At 66.8% G+C, this 16,853-nt stretch carries 15 protein-coding genes; 9 read left to right on the forward strand and 6 right to left on the reverse strand.

Features of this window, described 5'->3' with window-relative positions:
• Positions 1 to 44: 44 nt before the first annotated feature.
• Positions 45 to 467, reverse strand: a complete 423-nt coding sequence (locus NED97_RS19275) for a nucleoside 2-deoxyribosyltransferase (protein ID WP_252488625.1) — start codon at positions 465 to 467, stop codon at positions 45 to 47.
• A gap of 104 nt (positions 468 to 571) precedes the next feature.
• Positions 572 to 1,651, reverse strand: a complete 1,080-nt coding sequence (locus tag NED97_RS19280) for a methyltransferase domain-containing protein (protein ID WP_252490659.1) — start codon at positions 1,649 to 1,651, stop codon at positions 572 to 574.
• 202 nt (positions 1,652 to 1,853) lie between these two features.
• On the opposite strand from NED97_RS19280, the gene NED97_RS19285 reads away from it, so the two are divergent.
• Both NED97_RS19285 and NED97_RS19290 read left to right on the forward strand, forming a co-directional pair.
• Positions 1,854 to 2,414, forward strand: coding sequence for a TATA-box-binding protein (locus tag NED97_RS19285; protein ID WP_005554970.1), 561 nt, complete (start codon positions 1,854 to 1,856; stop codon positions 2,412 to 2,414).
• 327 nt (positions 2,415 to 2,741) lie between these two features.
• Positions 2,742 to 3,137, forward strand: coding sequence for a DUF7344 domain-containing protein (locus NED97_RS19290; protein WP_252488626.1), 396 nt, complete (start codon positions 2,742 to 2,744; stop codon positions 3,135 to 3,137).
• Between the two features lie 394 nt (positions 3,138 to 3,531).
• On the opposite strand, the gene hisG is transcribed toward NED97_RS19290, so the two are convergent.
• Both hisG and NED97_RS19300 read right to left on the reverse strand, forming a co-directional pair.
• Complete coding sequence (gene hisG, locus NED97_RS19295) at positions 3,532 to 4,395, reverse strand: ATP phosphoribosyltransferase (protein ID WP_252488627.1); 864 nt, start codon at positions 4,393 to 4,395, stop codon at positions 3,532 to 3,534.
• A gap of 441 nt (positions 4,396 to 4,836) precedes the next feature.
• A complete protein-coding gene (locus NED97_RS19300; RefSeq protein ID WP_252488628.1) occupies positions 4,837 to 7,065 on the reverse strand; it encodes a heavy metal translocating P-type ATPase in 2,229 nt (742 codons plus the stop codon).
• Between the two features lie 281 nt (positions 7,066 to 7,346).
• Here NED97_RS19300 and NED97_RS19305 point away from each other — a divergent pair, with 281 nt between their 5' ends.
• On the forward strand, positions 7,347 to 9,968 hold the full coding sequence (locus NED97_RS19305) for a heavy metal translocating P-type ATPase (RefSeq protein WP_252488629.1): 2,622 nt from the start codon (positions 7,347 to 7,349) through the stop codon (positions 9,966 to 9,968).
• Between the two features lie 210 nt (positions 9,969 to 10,178).
• A complete protein-coding gene (locus tag NED97_RS19310; RefSeq protein ID WP_252488630.1) occupies positions 10,179 to 10,352 on the forward strand; it encodes a DUF1059 domain-containing protein in 174 nt (57 codons plus the stop codon).
• A gap of 160 nt (positions 10,353 to 10,512) precedes the next feature.
• Here NED97_RS19310 and NED97_RS19315 read toward each other — a convergent pair whose 3' ends face one another.
• The gene (locus tag NED97_RS19315; protein ID WP_252488631.1) at positions 10,513 to 11,478 is read right to left on the reverse strand and encodes a stage II sporulation protein M; all 966 of its coding nucleotides are present in this window, start codon (positions 11,476 to 11,478) and stop codon (positions 10,513 to 10,515) included.
• 269 nt (positions 11,479 to 11,747) lie between these two features.
• On the opposite strand from NED97_RS19315, the gene NED97_RS19320 reads away from it, so the two are divergent.
• Both NED97_RS19320 and NED97_RS19325 read left to right on the forward strand, forming a co-directional pair.
• Complete coding sequence (locus tag NED97_RS19320; RefSeq protein ID WP_252488632.1) at positions 11,748 to 12,611, forward strand: ribose-phosphate diphosphokinase; 864 nt, start codon at positions 11,748 to 11,750, stop codon at positions 12,609 to 12,611.
• A 190-nt stretch (positions 12,612 to 12,801) separates the two neighbouring features.
• Positions 12,802 to 13,344: a heme NO-binding domain-containing protein gene (locus tag NED97_RS19325; protein WP_252488633.1), complete on the forward strand. Its 543-nt coding sequence runs from the start codon at positions 12,802 to 12,804 to the stop codon at positions 13,342 to 13,344.
• Positions 13,345 to 13,362: 18 nt separating this feature from the next.
• Here the strand turns inward: NED97_RS19325 and NED97_RS19330 are convergent, their stop codons facing one another.
• Positions 13,363 to 15,432 carry a hypothetical protein gene (locus NED97_RS19330; protein WP_252488634.1) on the reverse strand — a complete coding sequence of 690 codons (2,070 nt, stop codon included), beginning with the start codon at positions 15,430 to 15,432 and terminating at the stop codon, positions 13,363 to 13,365.
• A gap of 163 nt (positions 15,433 to 15,595) precedes the next feature.
• On the opposite strand from NED97_RS19330, the gene NED97_RS19335 reads away from it, so the two are divergent.
• From NED97_RS19335 to NED97_RS19345, 3 genes are all read left to right on the forward strand, one after another.
• The gene (locus NED97_RS19335; protein WP_252490660.1) at positions 15,596 to 16,063 is read left to right on the forward strand and encodes an Lrp/AsnC family transcriptional regulator; all 468 of its coding nucleotides are present in this window, start codon (positions 15,596 to 15,598) and stop codon (positions 16,061 to 16,063) included.
• 147 nt (positions 16,064 to 16,210) lie between these two features.
• Entirely contained in the window at positions 16,211 to 16,360 is a 150-nt protein-coding gene (locus tag NED97_RS19340; RefSeq protein WP_252488635.1) for a hypothetical protein, read from the forward strand.
• 5 nt (positions 16,361 to 16,365) lie between these two features.
• Complete coding sequence (locus NED97_RS19345; protein WP_252488636.1) at positions 16,366 to 16,719, forward strand: DUF7344 domain-containing protein; 354 nt, start codon at positions 16,366 to 16,368, stop codon at positions 16,717 to 16,719.
• Positions 16,720 to 16,853 lie beyond the last annotated feature (134 nt).

Below are 16,853 nucleotides of genomic sequence, written 5' to 3' on the forward strand. Positions count from 1 at the left end.
TGCGTTCGGCGGCGCGGGCAGCTTCCCGAAACCGCGCCTCGCCCTCAGCGGTGCTGTCGGAGGAATTCGTCGAGAACGGACTCGACTTCCGCGGGCGTTCGGTACTCCGTTACCTCGACGGCGTCGTTGCCGCGCACCATCGCGGACAGTTCGCGCTCCCCTTCGGGGCGGTACAGACAGAGCACGGGTTTCTCCCGCGCGACCGCCCTGCCGAGTTCGTACCCGACGCCGAGGCTGGGCGTCGTCACCTCGGCCACGACGACGTCGGCCTGCCGGAGCCAGGCGACGTCCTGGTCGTGAATGTCGCCGTCAGACAGCCCCGCTTCCTCCTGTTCCGCTTCGACGCCTTCGGTTCCGACGTGTTCACTGAGGACCGTCCCGTGTTGCTGGAGAAATTCGACGAGGTCACCGTACAGATCCACGTCAGCACGACCGCCGCGGATGGAACCGCTGAAGAAGATGTCCATGCCGCGGCCGTGGAGCCGGCGAGTATTAATATTCGCTTATTTCGACTCGTCTCCCGTGCGATTCCGTCCGGAGTCCGATTTCGAACCGGGCGGCGGACGGATCGTCACTCGAGCACCAGCACGTACCGCGTCAGCGACCGGTGGACGCGCCGTTCGAATGCGGCCTCGAGCTCCCACCCGGCCTCGCGAGCCTCGGGGGCCCACGAGCGGTCGGCGACGACGACGGCTCGCGACGCGACGCGACGGGCTTCCGAGAGCGCCCCGGAAACGAGGTCCTCGAGCCGGTGAGTGTCGATCTTCGACTGGCGACCGTACGGTGCGTCGAAGACGACGGCGTCGACGGCGTCGTCCGCGAACGGGAGCCGGGTCGCGTCGCCGCGGCCGACGTGCCACGACCCGCGGGAGACGCCGGTCGGCGACGGCTCGTTCCGCTCGAGGAAGTGCGCGAGGTTCGTTCGGGCGCCCTCGACCATCTTCGCCTGCGCGTCGGCGCCGAGGACGTCCGCGCCGACGAGGCCGGCCTCGACCAGGACGCCGCCGGTGCCACACATCGGATCCAGCACCGTCGCGCCGGGACGCGCGCCGGCGATGTTCGCGACCGCGCGGGCGAGCAGCGGGTCCATGCTGCCGGGCTGAAAGAACGGCTTGTCCGTCGGGGCGCGGGTTCCGAAGTCGCGAACGCTCTCGGCCGCGAGCCAGCCCAGCGCGCAGACCGAGATCTCCTCGCCTCGCGAGACATCTCCCTCGGCCGTCGAGAAGGGATCGCCGCGCCCGTCGGCGTCGCGCTCGAGTTCACCCGCCGAAAAGGACGCTCGCAGGACGCGATCCGGATCCTCGAGGTCGACCTCGAAGCCGCGGTCGACCAGCACCTGGCCGAGTTCGCGCTCCGCGCGGTCGGTCTCGACGCCGCTCGAGCCGTGGACGTCCGTCGCGCGCACCGCGACGGTCCCCTCGGGGTCGAGCGACGCGGCCTCGAGCAACTTGCAGGCACCGGCGAGATCGGCGTCGGTTCGGCCGAGGAGGTCGCTCGCGCAGTGCGTGTAGGCCAGTCCGCGAACGCGATCGGGAACGACCGCGTTCGCGACGGCGAGTCCGGGTGCGATCCGGCGAACGTCGGCCGCGGCGCTCGCCGCCTCGCGGGCCGCAAACGCGTCGTCCTCACCGCCGAGTTCGAGCAGGTACACGCCCATTCGTCGCCGTGGCGCGAGTATGAGCGTACCGTTTTCCGCGAATCGGCTTCGGGAACAGGTCCCACGATCCCGCCCGAGAGACGGCGAGGAGGCAAAAGACGGTCGTTTCGGAACGTAGCGAAAACCGTATAAACCGGATATATCAGGTACCGGCACCAACCTTTATAAACCTTAAATACGTCTTTTTAAGCGACTTATGACGGATCCGAAGGATACCATCAACATCGAAAACGTGGTGGCGTCGACTGGCATCGGACAGGAACTCGACCTGCAGAGCGTCGCGATGGACCTCGAGGGGGCGGACTACGACCCCGAACAGTTCCCCGGTCTCGTCTACCGTACTCAGAATCCCAAGTCCGCAGCGCTCATCTTCCGCTCGGGGAAGATCGTCTGTACCGGTGCGAAGAGCACCGACGACGTCCACGAGAGTCTCCGCATCGTCTTCGACAAGCTCCGTGAACTCCAGATTCAGGTCAACGAGGACCCCGAGATCGTCGTCCAGAACATCGTGACGAGCGCGGACCTCGGTCGAAACCTCAACCTGAACGCGATCGCGATCGGACTCGGCCTCGAGAACATCGAGTACGAACCCGAACAGTTCCCCGGTCTCGTCTACCGACTCGACGAACCCGAAGTCGTCGCGCTGCTGTTCGGTTCCGGGAAGCTCGTTATCACCGGCGGGAAAAAGCCCAAAGACGCCGAACACGCCGTCGACAAGATCGTCTCGCGACTCGAGGACCTCGGCCTGCTCGAGTAACGGAGCACGACCCGATTCGATTCTTTCGAGCGAACGACGCCACCGAGACGTTCGTTCGTACTGACCGTTCACGCCCGTTTTGCCGAAATCCGGCCGGATAGACGGACGGTCGCGATTTCGAACGACACGTTTATCGACGACGAGTGTCGCCGGTAATGGCGTTTTAACGACCACATACCCGTCTCCGACGGCGTTCCGGGTCGAGATCGTTCGACCGAATTGTCGACCGTTTATTCCGGGACGAGCCTCCCACATTCACCTGAAACGACGCTGAGTGTCCGAAACGACCGGCCGCGTTTATTCGGTGGTATTGAGTCTCCGTCGACGATGACGATCCATCCCGACCGAACGACGGCCGTACCGGAGCAGCTCAGTGGCGAGAACGTCTGCCTCCGTACGATCTCACGGGTGGAGTTCGGTCGCGTGCTGGCGAGCGACCGTCGGTGCGAAGTAGTTCGATACCTCCTCGAGGCTGACGAGCCGATCACGGTCCAGCGGCTCGTCGGCTGGCTCGCGGACACGGAGGACGAGAACGCCGTCCTGACGACGATCCACGAACTGCGCCAGCGCGTCCACGTCGCGCTCTGTCGCACCCACCTCCCGCTGCTCGAGCGGTACGGGATCGTCCAGTACGACCGCGAACGGGGCCTCGTCTCGCCGGCGGCGAACCTCACCGAGTTCGAGGCGGCGATCGACGCCGTCGATCTCGAGCGGCCCTGGTGATCGCCAAAGCGGCCAAGAAACTCGAGCAGCGCTGTATCCCCTCCCTGCTCGCGCCTCCGGCGCTCGCTGAGGGAAGGGGCTTAGCGCCTCGATTCAGCTAAAGAGCAGCTATCTCACAACACCGACTGCCGGGAAGAACGGTTCGTGTTCACGACAGCTACCGGTAGGGAGTAGCACGGTTGCTCTATTCAGAGCTACTCGTGACGGTGTTCTGCACAAGTGAAGCAGTGAACGCGGCCGCACCCCCGTGAGCGAAGCGAGCGGTTTTCCGCCGAAGCGGGCGAAGCCCGCGGCCTTTTTGGCGCAAAAAGGTACTTCTGCACAGCGACGTAACGAATCAGCAGTTCGGATTCGAGGCTAAGACGGGGTCGAGAAATCGTACTCCCAACTGCCCCTACTCGACCAGTCGTTCGATCTCGGTCACCAGGATCCCGCTCGCACCGGCCTTCTTGACCTCGGTGATCGTCTCGAAGACGTCGCGTTCGTCGACGACGACGTGGACTGCGAGCATCTCGTCGTCACCGTTACCGTCGTCGGCGATGTCCATGACCGTCGGGCCGCCGAGACCGGGGATCACCTCGCGGACCTCCTCGAGTCGGTCCTCGGGGACGTTCATCATCAGGTAGCGCTTCCCGTCGGCCGAGATCACGGAGGAAAGGGCCGTCCGCACCTCCCGAACTTTCGGATCGTCGACGACGTCCTCGCGAGCGAAGAGTCGGACGGAACTCGAGAGCACCTCCTCGACGACGGCCAGCTGATTCATCTTCAGCGTGGTGCCGGTGCTGGTGATGTCGACGATCGCGTCGGCCATCTCGACGTGTGGCGTGAGCTCCGTCGCGCCGGAGACCTCGACGACGTTGGGGTCGACGCCGGTGTCGGCGAAGAAGTCGCGGGTGACGTTCGGGAACTCCGTGGCGACGGTCTTGCCGGCGAGGTCCTCGACGCCGTCGATGTCGCCGTCCTCGGGTGCGGCGAGCACGAGGCGGCAACGACCGAACTCGAGGTCGAGCAGTTCGGAGACGGTGTCGACGCGGGCCTCCCGGACCTGGTCGTAGCCGGTGATACCCATCTCGGCCGCGCCGTCGGCGACGTACTCCGGGATGTCCGCCGCGCGGGCGAAGAGGACGGAGACGTCGGGGTCGACGGTGTCGGCGTAGAGTTTCCGCTCGGCACCGTTCTCGAGGTGGAGTCCCGCCCGCTCGAGGAGGTCGATCGTCGGCTCGTGCAGGCGGCCCTTGTTGGGAACGGCGATTCGCATTTGCCGGGATTTCGGCGTCGGCGGGGAACTGTCTTTCCATCCCGGCGACTCGGACGGCGCTGTCGCTGTCGAAAGGTGACACTACCGAGAAGGACGAACGTGAAAACGGCGACCTCCCGTCGTAGCTTCACCTCGTGACCGGAACCACTTGACGAACGGACGGCGATCGGGTGTGGAGATAGCCGTTCGACTACGGGGTCTGAAAGCGGTAGAACGGCCGGCTTCCCGTCATAGCTCTACTTTGTGACCAGAAGCGCTTAAAGCGCGAACCGTTCGGATAGCTCGATCGGACACTCGCCACTACCGACGCACAGCCGTCGCTACCGAAATCGAGGACCGTGAGAAGCGACGATCTCCCGTCGTATCTCTATCTTGTGACCAGAAGCACTTAAAGAACGATCGACCACCCGGCCTCGAGTGTCGACGCCGGTCGCCGGACGGTCAGATCTCGAGGTCGACCCGGCGCAACAGCTGCGCGTTGATCGCGACGATCACGGTACTCGCGGACATGAGGACCGCGCCGACCGCGGGTGAGAGCAGGATGCCGATCGGCGCCAGGATCCCGGCGGCAAGCGGCAGTGCGAACACGTTGTAGCCGGCGGCCCAGGCGATGTTCTCCTGCATCTTCCGGTAGCTCTTCCGGCTCAGCCGCACGAGCCGGGCGACGTCGCGCGGATCGTTCTCGACGAGTACCACGTCCGCCGACTCGACGGCGACGTCCGTCCCGGAGCCGATGGCGATCCCCACGTCGGATCGGGTGAGCGCCGGCGCGTCGTTGACGCCGTCGCCGACCATCGCGACGAGTTTGTCCTGCGCCTGGAGTTCGACGATCTTCTCGTCTTTGTCCTCCGGCAGCACCTCCGCGAACACGGTGTCGATCCCGAGTTCGTCGGCGACGGCGCGGGCGACGTCCTCGTCGTCGCCGGTCAGCATCGCGACCTCGATGCCCGTTCCCTGCAGCGCGTCGATCGCCTCGAAGCTCTCCTCGCGCACGACGTCGGCGAGCGCGAGTGCGCCGACGACGGACTCGTCGCGCAGCACGTAGACGACGCCCTGTCCGCGCTCGCCGGCCTCGTCGGCGAACCGCTCGAGATCCGCTCCGGGCTCGACCCCGAGGTGGCGCAGCAGGTTGGGGCCGCCGACGGAGACGGTTCGGCCGTCGCGGTCGTGGGAGACGCTCTCGCCGGCCGGACCACCTTCGCCGCCGGGTATCACGGCCGGAATCGCGTCGTGCTCGATCGTCGCTCGGACGCCCCGGCCCTCGAGTGCCTCGAATCCGCGGACGTCGGGCACTGAGAGACCCCGCCCGCTGGCTTCCTCGAGGATGGCCTGGGCGATCATGTGTTCAGAGTCGCCCTCCGCGGCGGCCGCGAGCGTCAGGACGTCGTCTTCGCTCCAGCCCTCGACCGCCGCGATCTCGACGACGCCCTGTTCGCCCTCGGTGAGCGTTCCCGTCTTGTCGAAGACGACGGTGTCGAGGTTCCGGGCCTCCTCCATCGCGATCCGGTCGCGGACGAGCATCCCGTTCCGGGCGGCCGTCGACGTGTTGATCGCGACCACCAGCGGGACGGCCAGTCCGAGCGCGTGCGGACAAGCGATGACGAGGACGGTGACGACGCGTTCCACGACCGGTAGCCCGAAGCCGGCGGCGACGGTCCAGCCGACGGCGGTGACCGCCGCGACGCTAAGTGCCGCATAAAAGAGCCAGCCGGCAGCCCGGTCGGCGAGCACCTGCGTTCTCGAGCGGCTCTCCTGGGCCTCCTCGACCAGGCGCATGATACCCGACAGCGTGGTCTCCTCGCCGGTCGCGGCGATCCGAACGCGCAGGCTCCCGTCGCGGTTGGTCGTCCCGCCGATGACCTCGTCGCCCGGCTCCTTCTTGACCGGCTTCGACTCGCCCGTGAGCATCGCCTCGGTGACGTTCGACTCGCCCTCCTCGACGACGCCGTCGGCCGGAACGTTCGAGCCGGGCCGGACGAGCACGAGGTCGTCCTCCTCGAGGTCGTCGACGGGAACTTCTTCGGTCTCGCCCTCCTCCGTGATTCGTTCCGCGGTGTCGGGCAGCAGTTCGGCGAGTTCGTCGAGCGCGCCCGAGGCGCGCCTGACGCTTCGCATCTCGATCCAGTGGCCCAGCAGGAAGATGACGATCAGCGTCACGAGCTCCCAGAAGAACGGCTCGCCGATGCCGAACGCCACCGCCGCGACGCTGTAGACGAACGCGACGGTGATCGCCAGCGAGATCAGCAGCATCATCCCCGGCTCGCGGTTGCGGGCTTCGACCGCGCCCATCCGGAGAAACGGAATCCCGCCGTAGCCGAAGACGGCGACGCCGAGGACGGGGCTCGCGAACTCGCTGCCGGGGACCGTCACCGCGGCGTAGCCGAACCACTCCTGGAGCATCGGACTGTAGTACAGCACCGGCAGGGAGAGCGCGAGGCAGGCGAAAAATCGTTTCCTGAACATCCCCTCGTGATCCGAGTGATCGACGTGCGCGCCGTGGTCTCGCTCGCGGTCGTGGCGATCCGCGTGATCGTCGTGGTCCTCCGACGGCATCTCGTCGGGCCCCGGCGTATCCCGATAGCAGTTACAGACCCGACAACACGAGCAGTACCCGTCGGTCGGCCGCTCGTCGCGGGACGGTCCGTGTCGGTCCGATGAGCGGTCGGCCATCGGCGCTACGCACCTCGTTCGAGACGGTGTGGTAGGCCCCCCTCCCGAGCGGTCGAGTGAGCCGCGATCCCGATCGTGCTGGTGTAGCCGGTGACGAGAGACACAAGCGTTCTTCTCGAGACGCGAGTATAATTCTCACACGTCGGACTCCGATCGGTCGGCCCGTACTTTCGTCTCGAAGGTCGATACCCGGCTTCAGATTTTATTCGAAATTGTGATCGTGAAATATTTTGCGCGTGTAAGTCACAATCCGCTTGAACGTGTAGCCCATACGATCAGGTATGACTACCAGGCGAGCGCACCTCGAGATCACCGGCATGTCCTGTTCGACGTGCTCGGGGAGCGTCGAGGACGCGGTGGGAGCCCTCGAGGGCGTCGCGTCGGCGAACGCGAACTACGCGACCGACGAAGGGACAGTCGAGTACGACCCCGACGAGACCTCGCTGGCCGAGATCTACGACGCGATCGCGGACGCGGGGTACGAGGCGGCCTCCGAGACGGGGACGCTCACCGTCCTCGGGATGTCGTGTTCGACCTGTTCGGGGACGGTGAGCGACGCCGTCTCCGACCTGCCGGGGGTGATCCGGGCGGACGTGAACTTCGCCTCGGACGAGGCGCGGGTCGCGTACAACCCGAACGACGTCTCGCTCGCCGAGATCGGCCGGGCGATCGAGGAAGCGGGGTACGAACCCGTCCGCGACGAGGTCGAGGAGACCCAGGGGGCGAGCCGGCGCGAGCGCGCCGTCGAGAAAGAACTCCGCCGTCAGCGCCGGTTGGTGATCGGCGGCGGCCTGCTGACGCTCCCGTTCGTGCCGATCATGCTCGCGATGTTCGGTCTGGTCGACCTCCCGCACGCGGTGTTCGGGATCGATCTCGACTGGATCGAGTTCGTCCTCGCGACCGCGCTGATGGCGACGCTCGGTAGGGAGTTCCTCGTCGGCGCCTACCGCGCGTTCGCGAACGACCGCCGCGCCAACATGGACACCCTGGTCGCGATGGGGACCTCGACGGGGTACGTCTACAGCGTGGCCCTGCTGTTCGGTCTCATCAGCGGCGCCGGACTCTACTTCGAGGCCGTGGGGTTCATCCTCTGGTTCATCACGCTCGGCAACTGGCTCGAGGTGCGCTCGAAGGCCCGCGCGGGCAGCGCGCTGCGGGAACTGCTCGAGATGGAGGCCGACGAGGCGATCGTCGTCGAGGACGGCGAGGAGAAGCAGGTTCCGCTCGAGGACGTCGAAGTCGGCGACGTCATGAAGGTCCGGCCGGGCGAGCGAATTCCGACCGACGGCGTCGTCGTCGACGGCCAGAGCGCGGTCGACGAGTCGATGCTCACCGGCGAGTCCGTCCCCGTCGAGAAGGGCGACGGCGACGAGGTCGTCGGCTCGACGATCAACGAGAACGGCGTCCTGTTGGTCGAAGCGACGCGGGTCGGCTCCGAGACGGCGATCCAGCAAATCGTTAACCGGGTCAAGGAGGCCCAGTCGCGCCAGCCCGAAATTCAGCGACTGGTCGACAGGGTGAGCGGCTACTTCGTTCCCGCGGTGATCGCCAACGCCGTCTTCTGGTCGCTGCTCTGGTTCCTCTTCCCAGAGACGCTGTACGGTGCGTCCTCGTCGCTGAGCGCCTGGATCCCGGTGCTCGATCCCGTCGACGGCGGTCCCGTCGCCGGCGGCGTCCCGATCCTCGAGTTCTCGGTGATCGTGCTCGCCTCCGCGCTCCTGATCGCCTGTCCCTGCGCGCTCGGACTGGCGACGCCGGCCGCGACGATGGTCGGCTCGACGCTGGCCGCGACGAACGGCGTCCTCTTCGAGGGCGGCGACGTGCTCGAGCAGGTCCGCGGCATCGACACGATCGTCTTCGACAAGACGGGGACGCTGACCCACGGCGAGATGGTGCTGACGGACGTCGAACTCGTCGGCGAGCGGACGGCCACCGACGGGGGCGCTGACGCCGCACCGGACGGTGGAGCGCTCGCCGAACCCGAGGAGACCCTCGAGTCGTTCGTCCTGGGCGCCGCTGCAACCGCGGAATCCGGCTCCGAACACCCCATCGCGAGGGCGATCGTCGACGGCGCCGAGGACCGCGGCGCCGACGTCGGCGAGGTTTCCGAGTTCGAGAACGTTCCCGGTCACGGTATCCGCGCGGAGACCGACCGCGGAACCGTGCTGATCGGCCGGCGCAAGCTCCTCGAGGAGGAGGGAATCGACACGCAGTCCGCAGAGGAGACGCTGATGCGTCTCGAGCGCGAAGGAAAGACGGCGATGCCGATCGCGGTCGACGGGGACCTACTGGGCGTGCTCGCGGTCGCGGACGAGGTCCGCGAGAGCGCGACGGAGACCGTCGCGGCGCTGCGCGAGCGCGGAACCGAGGTCGCGATGCTCACCGGCGACAACGAGCGCACGGCGAAGGCGGTCGCCGAGCAGGTCGGCATCGACCCCGCGAACGTCCGGGCGGAGGTGCTGCCGGAGGACAAGGCGGACCACGTCGAGGCGCTCCAGGAGGATGGATCCCGAGTGATGATGGTCGGCGACGGCGTCAACGACGCGCCCGCGCTGACGACCGCCCAGGTCGGCGTCGCCATCGGGTCGGGGACCGACGTCGCCATCGAGAGCGCCGACGTGACGCTGATGCGCGACGATCCCGCGGACGTGCTGAAGGCCGTCCGGATCTCCGAAGCGACGATCTCGAAGGTTCGCCAGAACCTCTTCTGGGCCTTTATTTACAACACGACGCTGATTCCGATCGCCTCGCTCGGCCTTCTGAATCCGGCGCTGGCGGGGCTGGCGATGGCCACCTCGAGCGTGAGCGTCATGACGAACAGCCTCGCGTTCGCGAAGTACGACCCCCACGAGGACTACCGACTCGCCGTAACGAAACCGCTCGCGCGGCTCCGTCGGAAGTGACGGTATCACGGAACGGTCGGGAGTTCCGACTATCCGTCGACCGTCGGACAACTGGATCGGCCGGGAGACGCTCTGATCCAGTTATGAATGGATCGTATCGGAAAAGTCTAAGTGGTATATCGAAGTAATGATACTGGTGCTTGATAGCATCCATCATGGTATCGAGCGCTAGTCACTGATCGACGCGCGGCAGAAGGGGAGCGACTGCATATGGCGAAAGCACACAAACTCGATTGCGAGGCGGCAGAGGCTGACTGCCGATTCATCATCCAATCGGAAAACGAAGAAGAGGCGGTAGAACTGGCCAAAAACCACATGAGAGACGTTCACGGAAAAGACTTCACGGACGAGGAGCTTCAGGAACAACACCTACAGGTCGTATAACGACCGGAGAAGTCGGCCCGATAGCGCTATCCGGTGCATCCGGGACCCCGCTTTCACAGGGGACGGGTAGATTGCGGTCCGGGGCGGCGCGCCGTTCGCCCGGACGCAACGAGGATCGGACGAGTGTTCTCGAACGCGAAACCCGCGCTATCGACGACTGCTACTCGCCGAGTTGCGGGAACAGCGTTTCCGCGACGACGGCCGTCAGGTAGGCCTCGACGAACGCCGCCAGCACGAGCAGCAGCCAGCCGAAGACGATCAGCAGGGCCGTCCGGTAGGCGTACGATTTCGTGAACAGCGCGTCGCGCGAGCCGCTGATTCGCTGGACGACTCGATGGAGGAACCGGAAGCCGACCCCCGAGGCGATGAACAGCGCCGGAAGCTCGAAGATGCCGTGGGGCACGAGCAGGGCGACAATCGGTCCGAACCCGACCTCGAGTCCGGTTACGATCGCGAGATTGCCGACGAGGATGCCGTTGAACACCATGATGAACGCCGTCACCAGCCCCAGCGTGAGCGCGCCGAGGATCGCGACCAGGAACGGCGGCGTGTTCTGGACGATGAAGAACGTCGCCGAGAGTTCGATCTCGCCGCCGCCCTCGGCGAACTCGCCCTCGTCGAACTCCTCCATCACCAGCTCGAAGAACAGCTCCGTCAGGTCGACGCCCGCGGCGACGAGCGCGCCGCCGATGAGGACGCCGCCGGCGAACAGCGCCGTCGCGAACCAGACGTAGAGACGGTGTTCGGCCCATCCCTCGGCGAGTCCGGCAGCGATTCCGAGACCGCCGGTCAGCGCCAGGGCACCGAGTGCACCGAAACCGACCGCGAGCGCGACTGCGCCGGTCGCGGCGAGCGCCGCGTCGTGAGCGGCCGCCGTGGTCCCCGCCGTCACGAGCGAAACGACCGCGAGCGCGAACGCGAGGGCCGCCCAGCCGCGTCCCGCCGTTTCCCCCGGCTCCCGTCCTCCGGGCGGGCTCGAGCCGGGCTCTGCGGGCGGAGTCGAGGGAGCGGTCCGGCCCTCGGCGTCGCTCGATTCGCGAGACTCGGCCGACGATCGCTCGGTACGTTTGCGGTGACCGGAGTCGATCGTCTCGGTCTCGTCGCCGCCGGGTCGTCGATCGTTCATGCATCTCCGTTGGACGAAATCGCGGATAAATCCGCCGACGGAACCGACCTGCCGAGAACGCGTCGCGATCACTCGAGCGGTCGGCGACTGCGAGCGTCGCGGGAGGACGGTTCGAACGGAGGGGGCCTCGGCGGTGCGCTCGAGTACGTCGCCGGTCATCGTCGTGAGATACGTTCGGGGAGCCCGCAGCCCGTCGGCTACGGACGAGACCGCGACCGCAGGAGGGCGAGAACGAAAACTGGTTTACCCGCCGGACTGTGGCAACGACTATGATCATCAGCGGATCCGCGTCGCAGTCTCTCGCCGCGGCGCTCGCACGCGAACTCGAGGAACCGCTCGCCGCCGTCGAGTACGACCGCTTCCCCGACGGCGAACTGCTCGCGGCCGTTCCGGAGATCGGCGAGGCCGGGGCCGACGTCGACCGGGCGGTCGTCGTCGCCTCGACCGTCTCGAGTGACGCCCACCTCGAGGTACTCCAGTTACAGGACGCCGCTCGAGAGGCGGGCGTCGACGAGGTCGTGACCGTCCTGCCGTACATGGGCTACGGCCGCCAGGACGAGGCTTTCGAGCCGGGACACCCGATCTCGGCGCGGGCGGTCGCCCGCGCCGTCTCGACCGGTGCGGACCGCGTGCTCACCGTCAACCCCCACGAGCGGGACGTCCGCGAGTTCTTCGAGCCGTCGGCGACGACCGTCGACGCCGCCGATCGACTTGCCGAACCCCTCCCCGACGAACTCGAGGATCCCGTCTTCCTCTCGCCCGACGAGGGGGCGATCGAACTCGCCGAGACGGTTCGCGACGCCTACGGGGCGGGCGAGACCGACTACTTCGAGAAGACCCGCTACTCCGGGACGGAGGTCGAAATCTCGCCGAGCGACGTCGCCGTCGAGAACCGGGACGTCGTCGTCACCGACGACATCATCGCGACGGGATCGACGATGAGCGAAGCCGTCGGGGTCCTCCAGGAGCGCGGCGTCGGGCGCGTCTTCGTCGCCTGCGTCCACCCGCTGCTGGCGCGCGACGCCGTGACGAAGCTCTCGCGGGCCGGCGTCGAGCGGATCTACGGAACGGACACCATCGAACGCCAGCACAGCGCCGTCTCGGTCGCGCCGACGATCGCCGAGCAGCTATAGGAGGCACTGAAAGTCAGTTCACACCCGATCGCACAGCCGTCCGTCGTGCGATCGGGTGTGAATCGTTTCAGTTACTGCATGACGTTCTCGGCCAGTCGAGTTCCTGAAGGGTTAAGTGCTCGCTCCGCCCCGTTCTAGCCATCTCGAGCGGCGTGTCGACCGCGCCGCGATCACCACGCAGACTCCTCGGATGCACGGAATCGTTCACAAATCTCTGAAATCGTACGTCGTCGCGAAGGCCGGCGGCGAGACGTGGGACACGATCGTCGAGCAGGCGGATATCGAGCCGACGCTGTACCTTTCGGTCAGTCGCTACGACGACGCGGAGATCGACGCTGTTCTCGAGGCGCTCGCGTCGATGGCCGTTCAGGATCGGCCCGCGATCGAACGCGACTTCGGCCGCTCGCTCGCGCCGGAACTGTGTTCGACGTTCGACGCCCACCTCGACGACGAGGCCGAACTTCTGGAGGGACTCACCTCGCTCGAGGCGATTACCGCGACCGTCGAGCGGACGACGACGGAGACGACGCTTCCGAGCGTTACCTGCGCGGAGGACGACCGGGCGGTTGTCGTCCGCTACGACTCCCACCGCGACTACTGCGACCTGGCTCACGGTGTGCTCGAGGGACTCGTCGCCGAGTCCGACGCCGAGGCGACCGTCACGGAACGAGTGTGTGTCCGGAACGGAGCCGGTGACTGTGCGTTTCGGGTCGAACTCGAGGAACTCGAGTAGCCGACGTGCGGGACGTTCTCACCGGCGCCGCGCCAGCGAGAACGCCGCAACCGCGAGTCCCGCGATCGCTACCGTCGCGCCGAAGCCGGAGAGTTCCTCGAGTCGCGTCAGCGCGCCGCCGCCGACCGCGACCGTCGCCGACTGGCCGTCGACGGCGACCTCGTAGCGGCCGTCGTACGCGAACGTCAGCGTCGCCTCGACGGTCGTTCGCTCGCCGGGCGCGACCGACACCGGCCGCTCGACGGTTCCGCCGCTGGTCCGGAACTCGAGGACGGCCGCACCGGGCCGGGAGTCGGCGGCCGTGACCGTCGCGGTCGCCGTCACCGAATCGCCCGGATCGACCCGTTCGGGTTCGACCGCGAGGTCGGTTACTTCTACGCTCGAGGACGAGCGGACGAGCACCGTGAACCGATCCTCGCCGACTCGGACGTCGTACTCGCCGGGTTCGAACGGCGTCCAGGTGAGCGAGGTCGTCGTCCGCCCGCCACCCTCGAGAGCGATCGGATCGTAGTCGACGATCCTGCCGTCGACCGTCAGCGCGGCGTCGGCGGTGCCGTCCCGGTCGTCGGCGTTCTCGAGTTCGACCGGAACCGTGACGGGTTCGCCGACGGGAACCGCGACGGCCGAGCCGCCGGTTTCGATCTGACCGCTCCAGGGCTCGCCGGCGACCTCGAGTTCGCCCTCGCCCAGCCCGGACGTGATGGTGGTGGCCACCAGATCGAACGCGGCCGCGTGAGCCGATCGGTCCCAGGTCGACGGCGTCTGAGCGGTCCGCGCGTACCGTTCGGCGGTCGACCGCACGTCCGATCCGCCCGCGTCCTCGACGGCTTCGAGGAACGCCCGTTCGGTGACGCGATCGTCCCGCGCGTTCAGCGCCCGGAAAACGTCTTCGAGCGTCCGGTCACCGTCGGTTTCCAGCCGAAGCCGTCGGTCGAGTTCGCCGTAGACGAGCGGCCCCTTCACGTAGTCGGTCCGCTCGTCGCTCCAGGTTCCGGGATCGGCGAGCACCGCGTCCGCGTACGGCGATCGCTCGCCGCGCTCGAGGAACGCGCGGAACTCGCGAAACTCGATCAGTCCCTGCTCGAGGGCGAGCGCGGCCGCGTAGTACTCGGCCTGGGCCTCGACGAGCCAGGCGGTCTCGCTCGCGGTCCCGACGGCCGGATCGGCGTACGGCTGTCGCGTGTGGACGAACTCGTGGAGCCAGACGCTCGGGGATCCCTCGAGGGGCGCGTCGGCGACGACCCAGGCGTCGGCTGCTCCGTACTGGAGGCCGCGGGCGGCCCAGTCGACCTCGTCGGGTACAGCGACGACAAACACCTCGTCGTGGCTGGCACCGACGTCGAGGCTCGCGCTCGCGGCGGCGAGACTCTCGAGGACGTCGTCGGGATCCTCCCGGAGGTCGACGGCCGCGGGGACGGCCAGTCGGATCGTCTCGCCGTCGACCGTTCGCTCGTACTCCTCGACCTCGCCGAAGAAGGCGATGTCGCCGCCGGTCGCTCCGGGACCGTCGACGGCGACCGTCTCCTCGTGACCGACGGGATCGGTCCGCTGGAGGGAGATACCGACCGTCGGCACCTGGACGACGGCCCACTCGCCCGTGTCGACGAACGTGTAGCCGCGGTCGGTCGACTGCGTCTCGGCCGTCGCTCCCGAACCGTCGTGATGGGCCTCGTACCCCGTCCGATCCGTCGGCATCGTGAACCGGACCGTCGGGTCGTCGTCGCCGGTCCACCGGTACGTTCCGTCGCCGGTCGACTCGAAGCCGTCCGTCTCGACGACGGACGCTTCCGGCTCGAGATCGATCTCGAACTCGCTCACCGGGTCGGGCACGCGAAACGTCATCTCGGCTTCGAACGCGTCGTCCCGCTCGGGAAGATGTCGAAGCACGGTCGTTCGATGGAGGACGTCCGACGTCTCCGACGACGAAACGGTTACGCCGCCGCCGGCGACGGCCGGTGTGCCGTCGGGCGCAGCGCGAGTTTGCTCGGTGACCGAGCGCTCGGGAGTGCTCCCCGCCTCGAGGCCTGCGACCCCCGCCGGCAACGACCCGATCAGGAGGAACGCGATGACGACGACCCGGTGGTTCACGAACAGATACTGGAAGCTGACCGTCAAGACTGTTGTGGAGTTCTCGATAGACGGCGTTCGAGAGAGTCGACGACTTCGGCAAAGACGAGAGCCGTCGGACAATTCCTGCATGTGTCCGGGTAATTCTTTCAGGGGCCGCGATAGAAGACCGTCCGTGACCGCGATGGAACTCGACGACGTCGATCGTGGAATCTTGCACCTGCTCCAGAATGACGCTCGAGACACGACTACCGCCGAGATGGCGGAGCAGGTCGGCGTCTCGGCCAGTACCGTTCGCAACCGGATCGAGAACCTCGAAGAGGAGGGGGTGATTCGGGGCTACCATCCGGAGATCGATTACGAGCGAGCGCAGTACCAGCTTCACACGGTCGTCATCTGCCACGCGCCGGTTCGCGAGCGACCGGAACTCGTCGAGGCGGCGATGGAGGTCGAGGGCGTCGTTACCGTCCGGGAGATGCTCACCGGAGAGGCGAACGTGCACGTCGAGGCGATCGGAGCGGACTCCGAGAACGTCGACCGAATCACCGAGGGGCTCACCGATATCGGTCTCGAGATCGAGTCCGTCAACCTCGTGAAGGAGCGGCACGTCCAGCCGTTCGATCACTTCGGGATCGAGATAGTAGACGACTGACGGCCCGGTACTGAGAAAATCGGAGTTATTCTTCTAAAATCTGCTGAAACCGCACTCGTTTGGTCGAACACATCGCAATTTCTAATCGGTGACGCGACGTATTACGCACCGGATCTGCGTATCTCACAATCCGACGGGCTATCACAGATGACTGGAGAACACAACCGTTCGAAAGGAGCCGTCCGGGGTATCGACCGTTCGGCGATCTACACGACGTGGACGCGGGATCACGAGAGTTTCCGGTTCGGCGGGACCGACGACGAGTTCGAAAAAAGCGAGCTCCAACTGCGCCCCTAACGGCCGTGGACGCAAGCGACACGACCGGACCGACCCTGGACGACGTGTTCCGAGCGCTCGCCGACCGGCGGCGGCGTCTCGCTCTCGTCGCGCTTCTCGAGTCCGAGACGCCGCTCACGATCGACGAACTCGCCGCGGATATCGTCGCTCGAGAGCGCGAGGAACGATCGACCGACGGTTCGGCGCGCGAGACCGAACGCGCACGAATCGAGCTCCATCACAAACAGCTACCGCACCTGGTCGACGCCGACCTCGTTCGCGGCGGGATCGACGGGCAGCCGATCGAGCCGACGGCTCGAGTCGACGAGATCGAATCGCTGCTTCCGATGGCTTCCTCGGAGAACCGTTCTGACGACTGACGGCTGAACGTCGGTCCGACGCTTCCGCGGCCGCGCGGGCACGATCGCGGTCGTGGCATCCACCTTTTTCCGGTTCGGGTTCGCTCACGCCGTGAGCTCATCCTCAGCGAAAAACCGGACCAAAAACTACAGAG

Origin of the sequence: Natronococcus sp. CG52, from assembly GCF_023913515.1 — an archaeon.
Taxonomy (GTDB): Archaea; Halobacteriota; Halobacteria; order Halobacteriales; family Natrialbaceae; genus Natronococcus; species Natronococcus zhouii.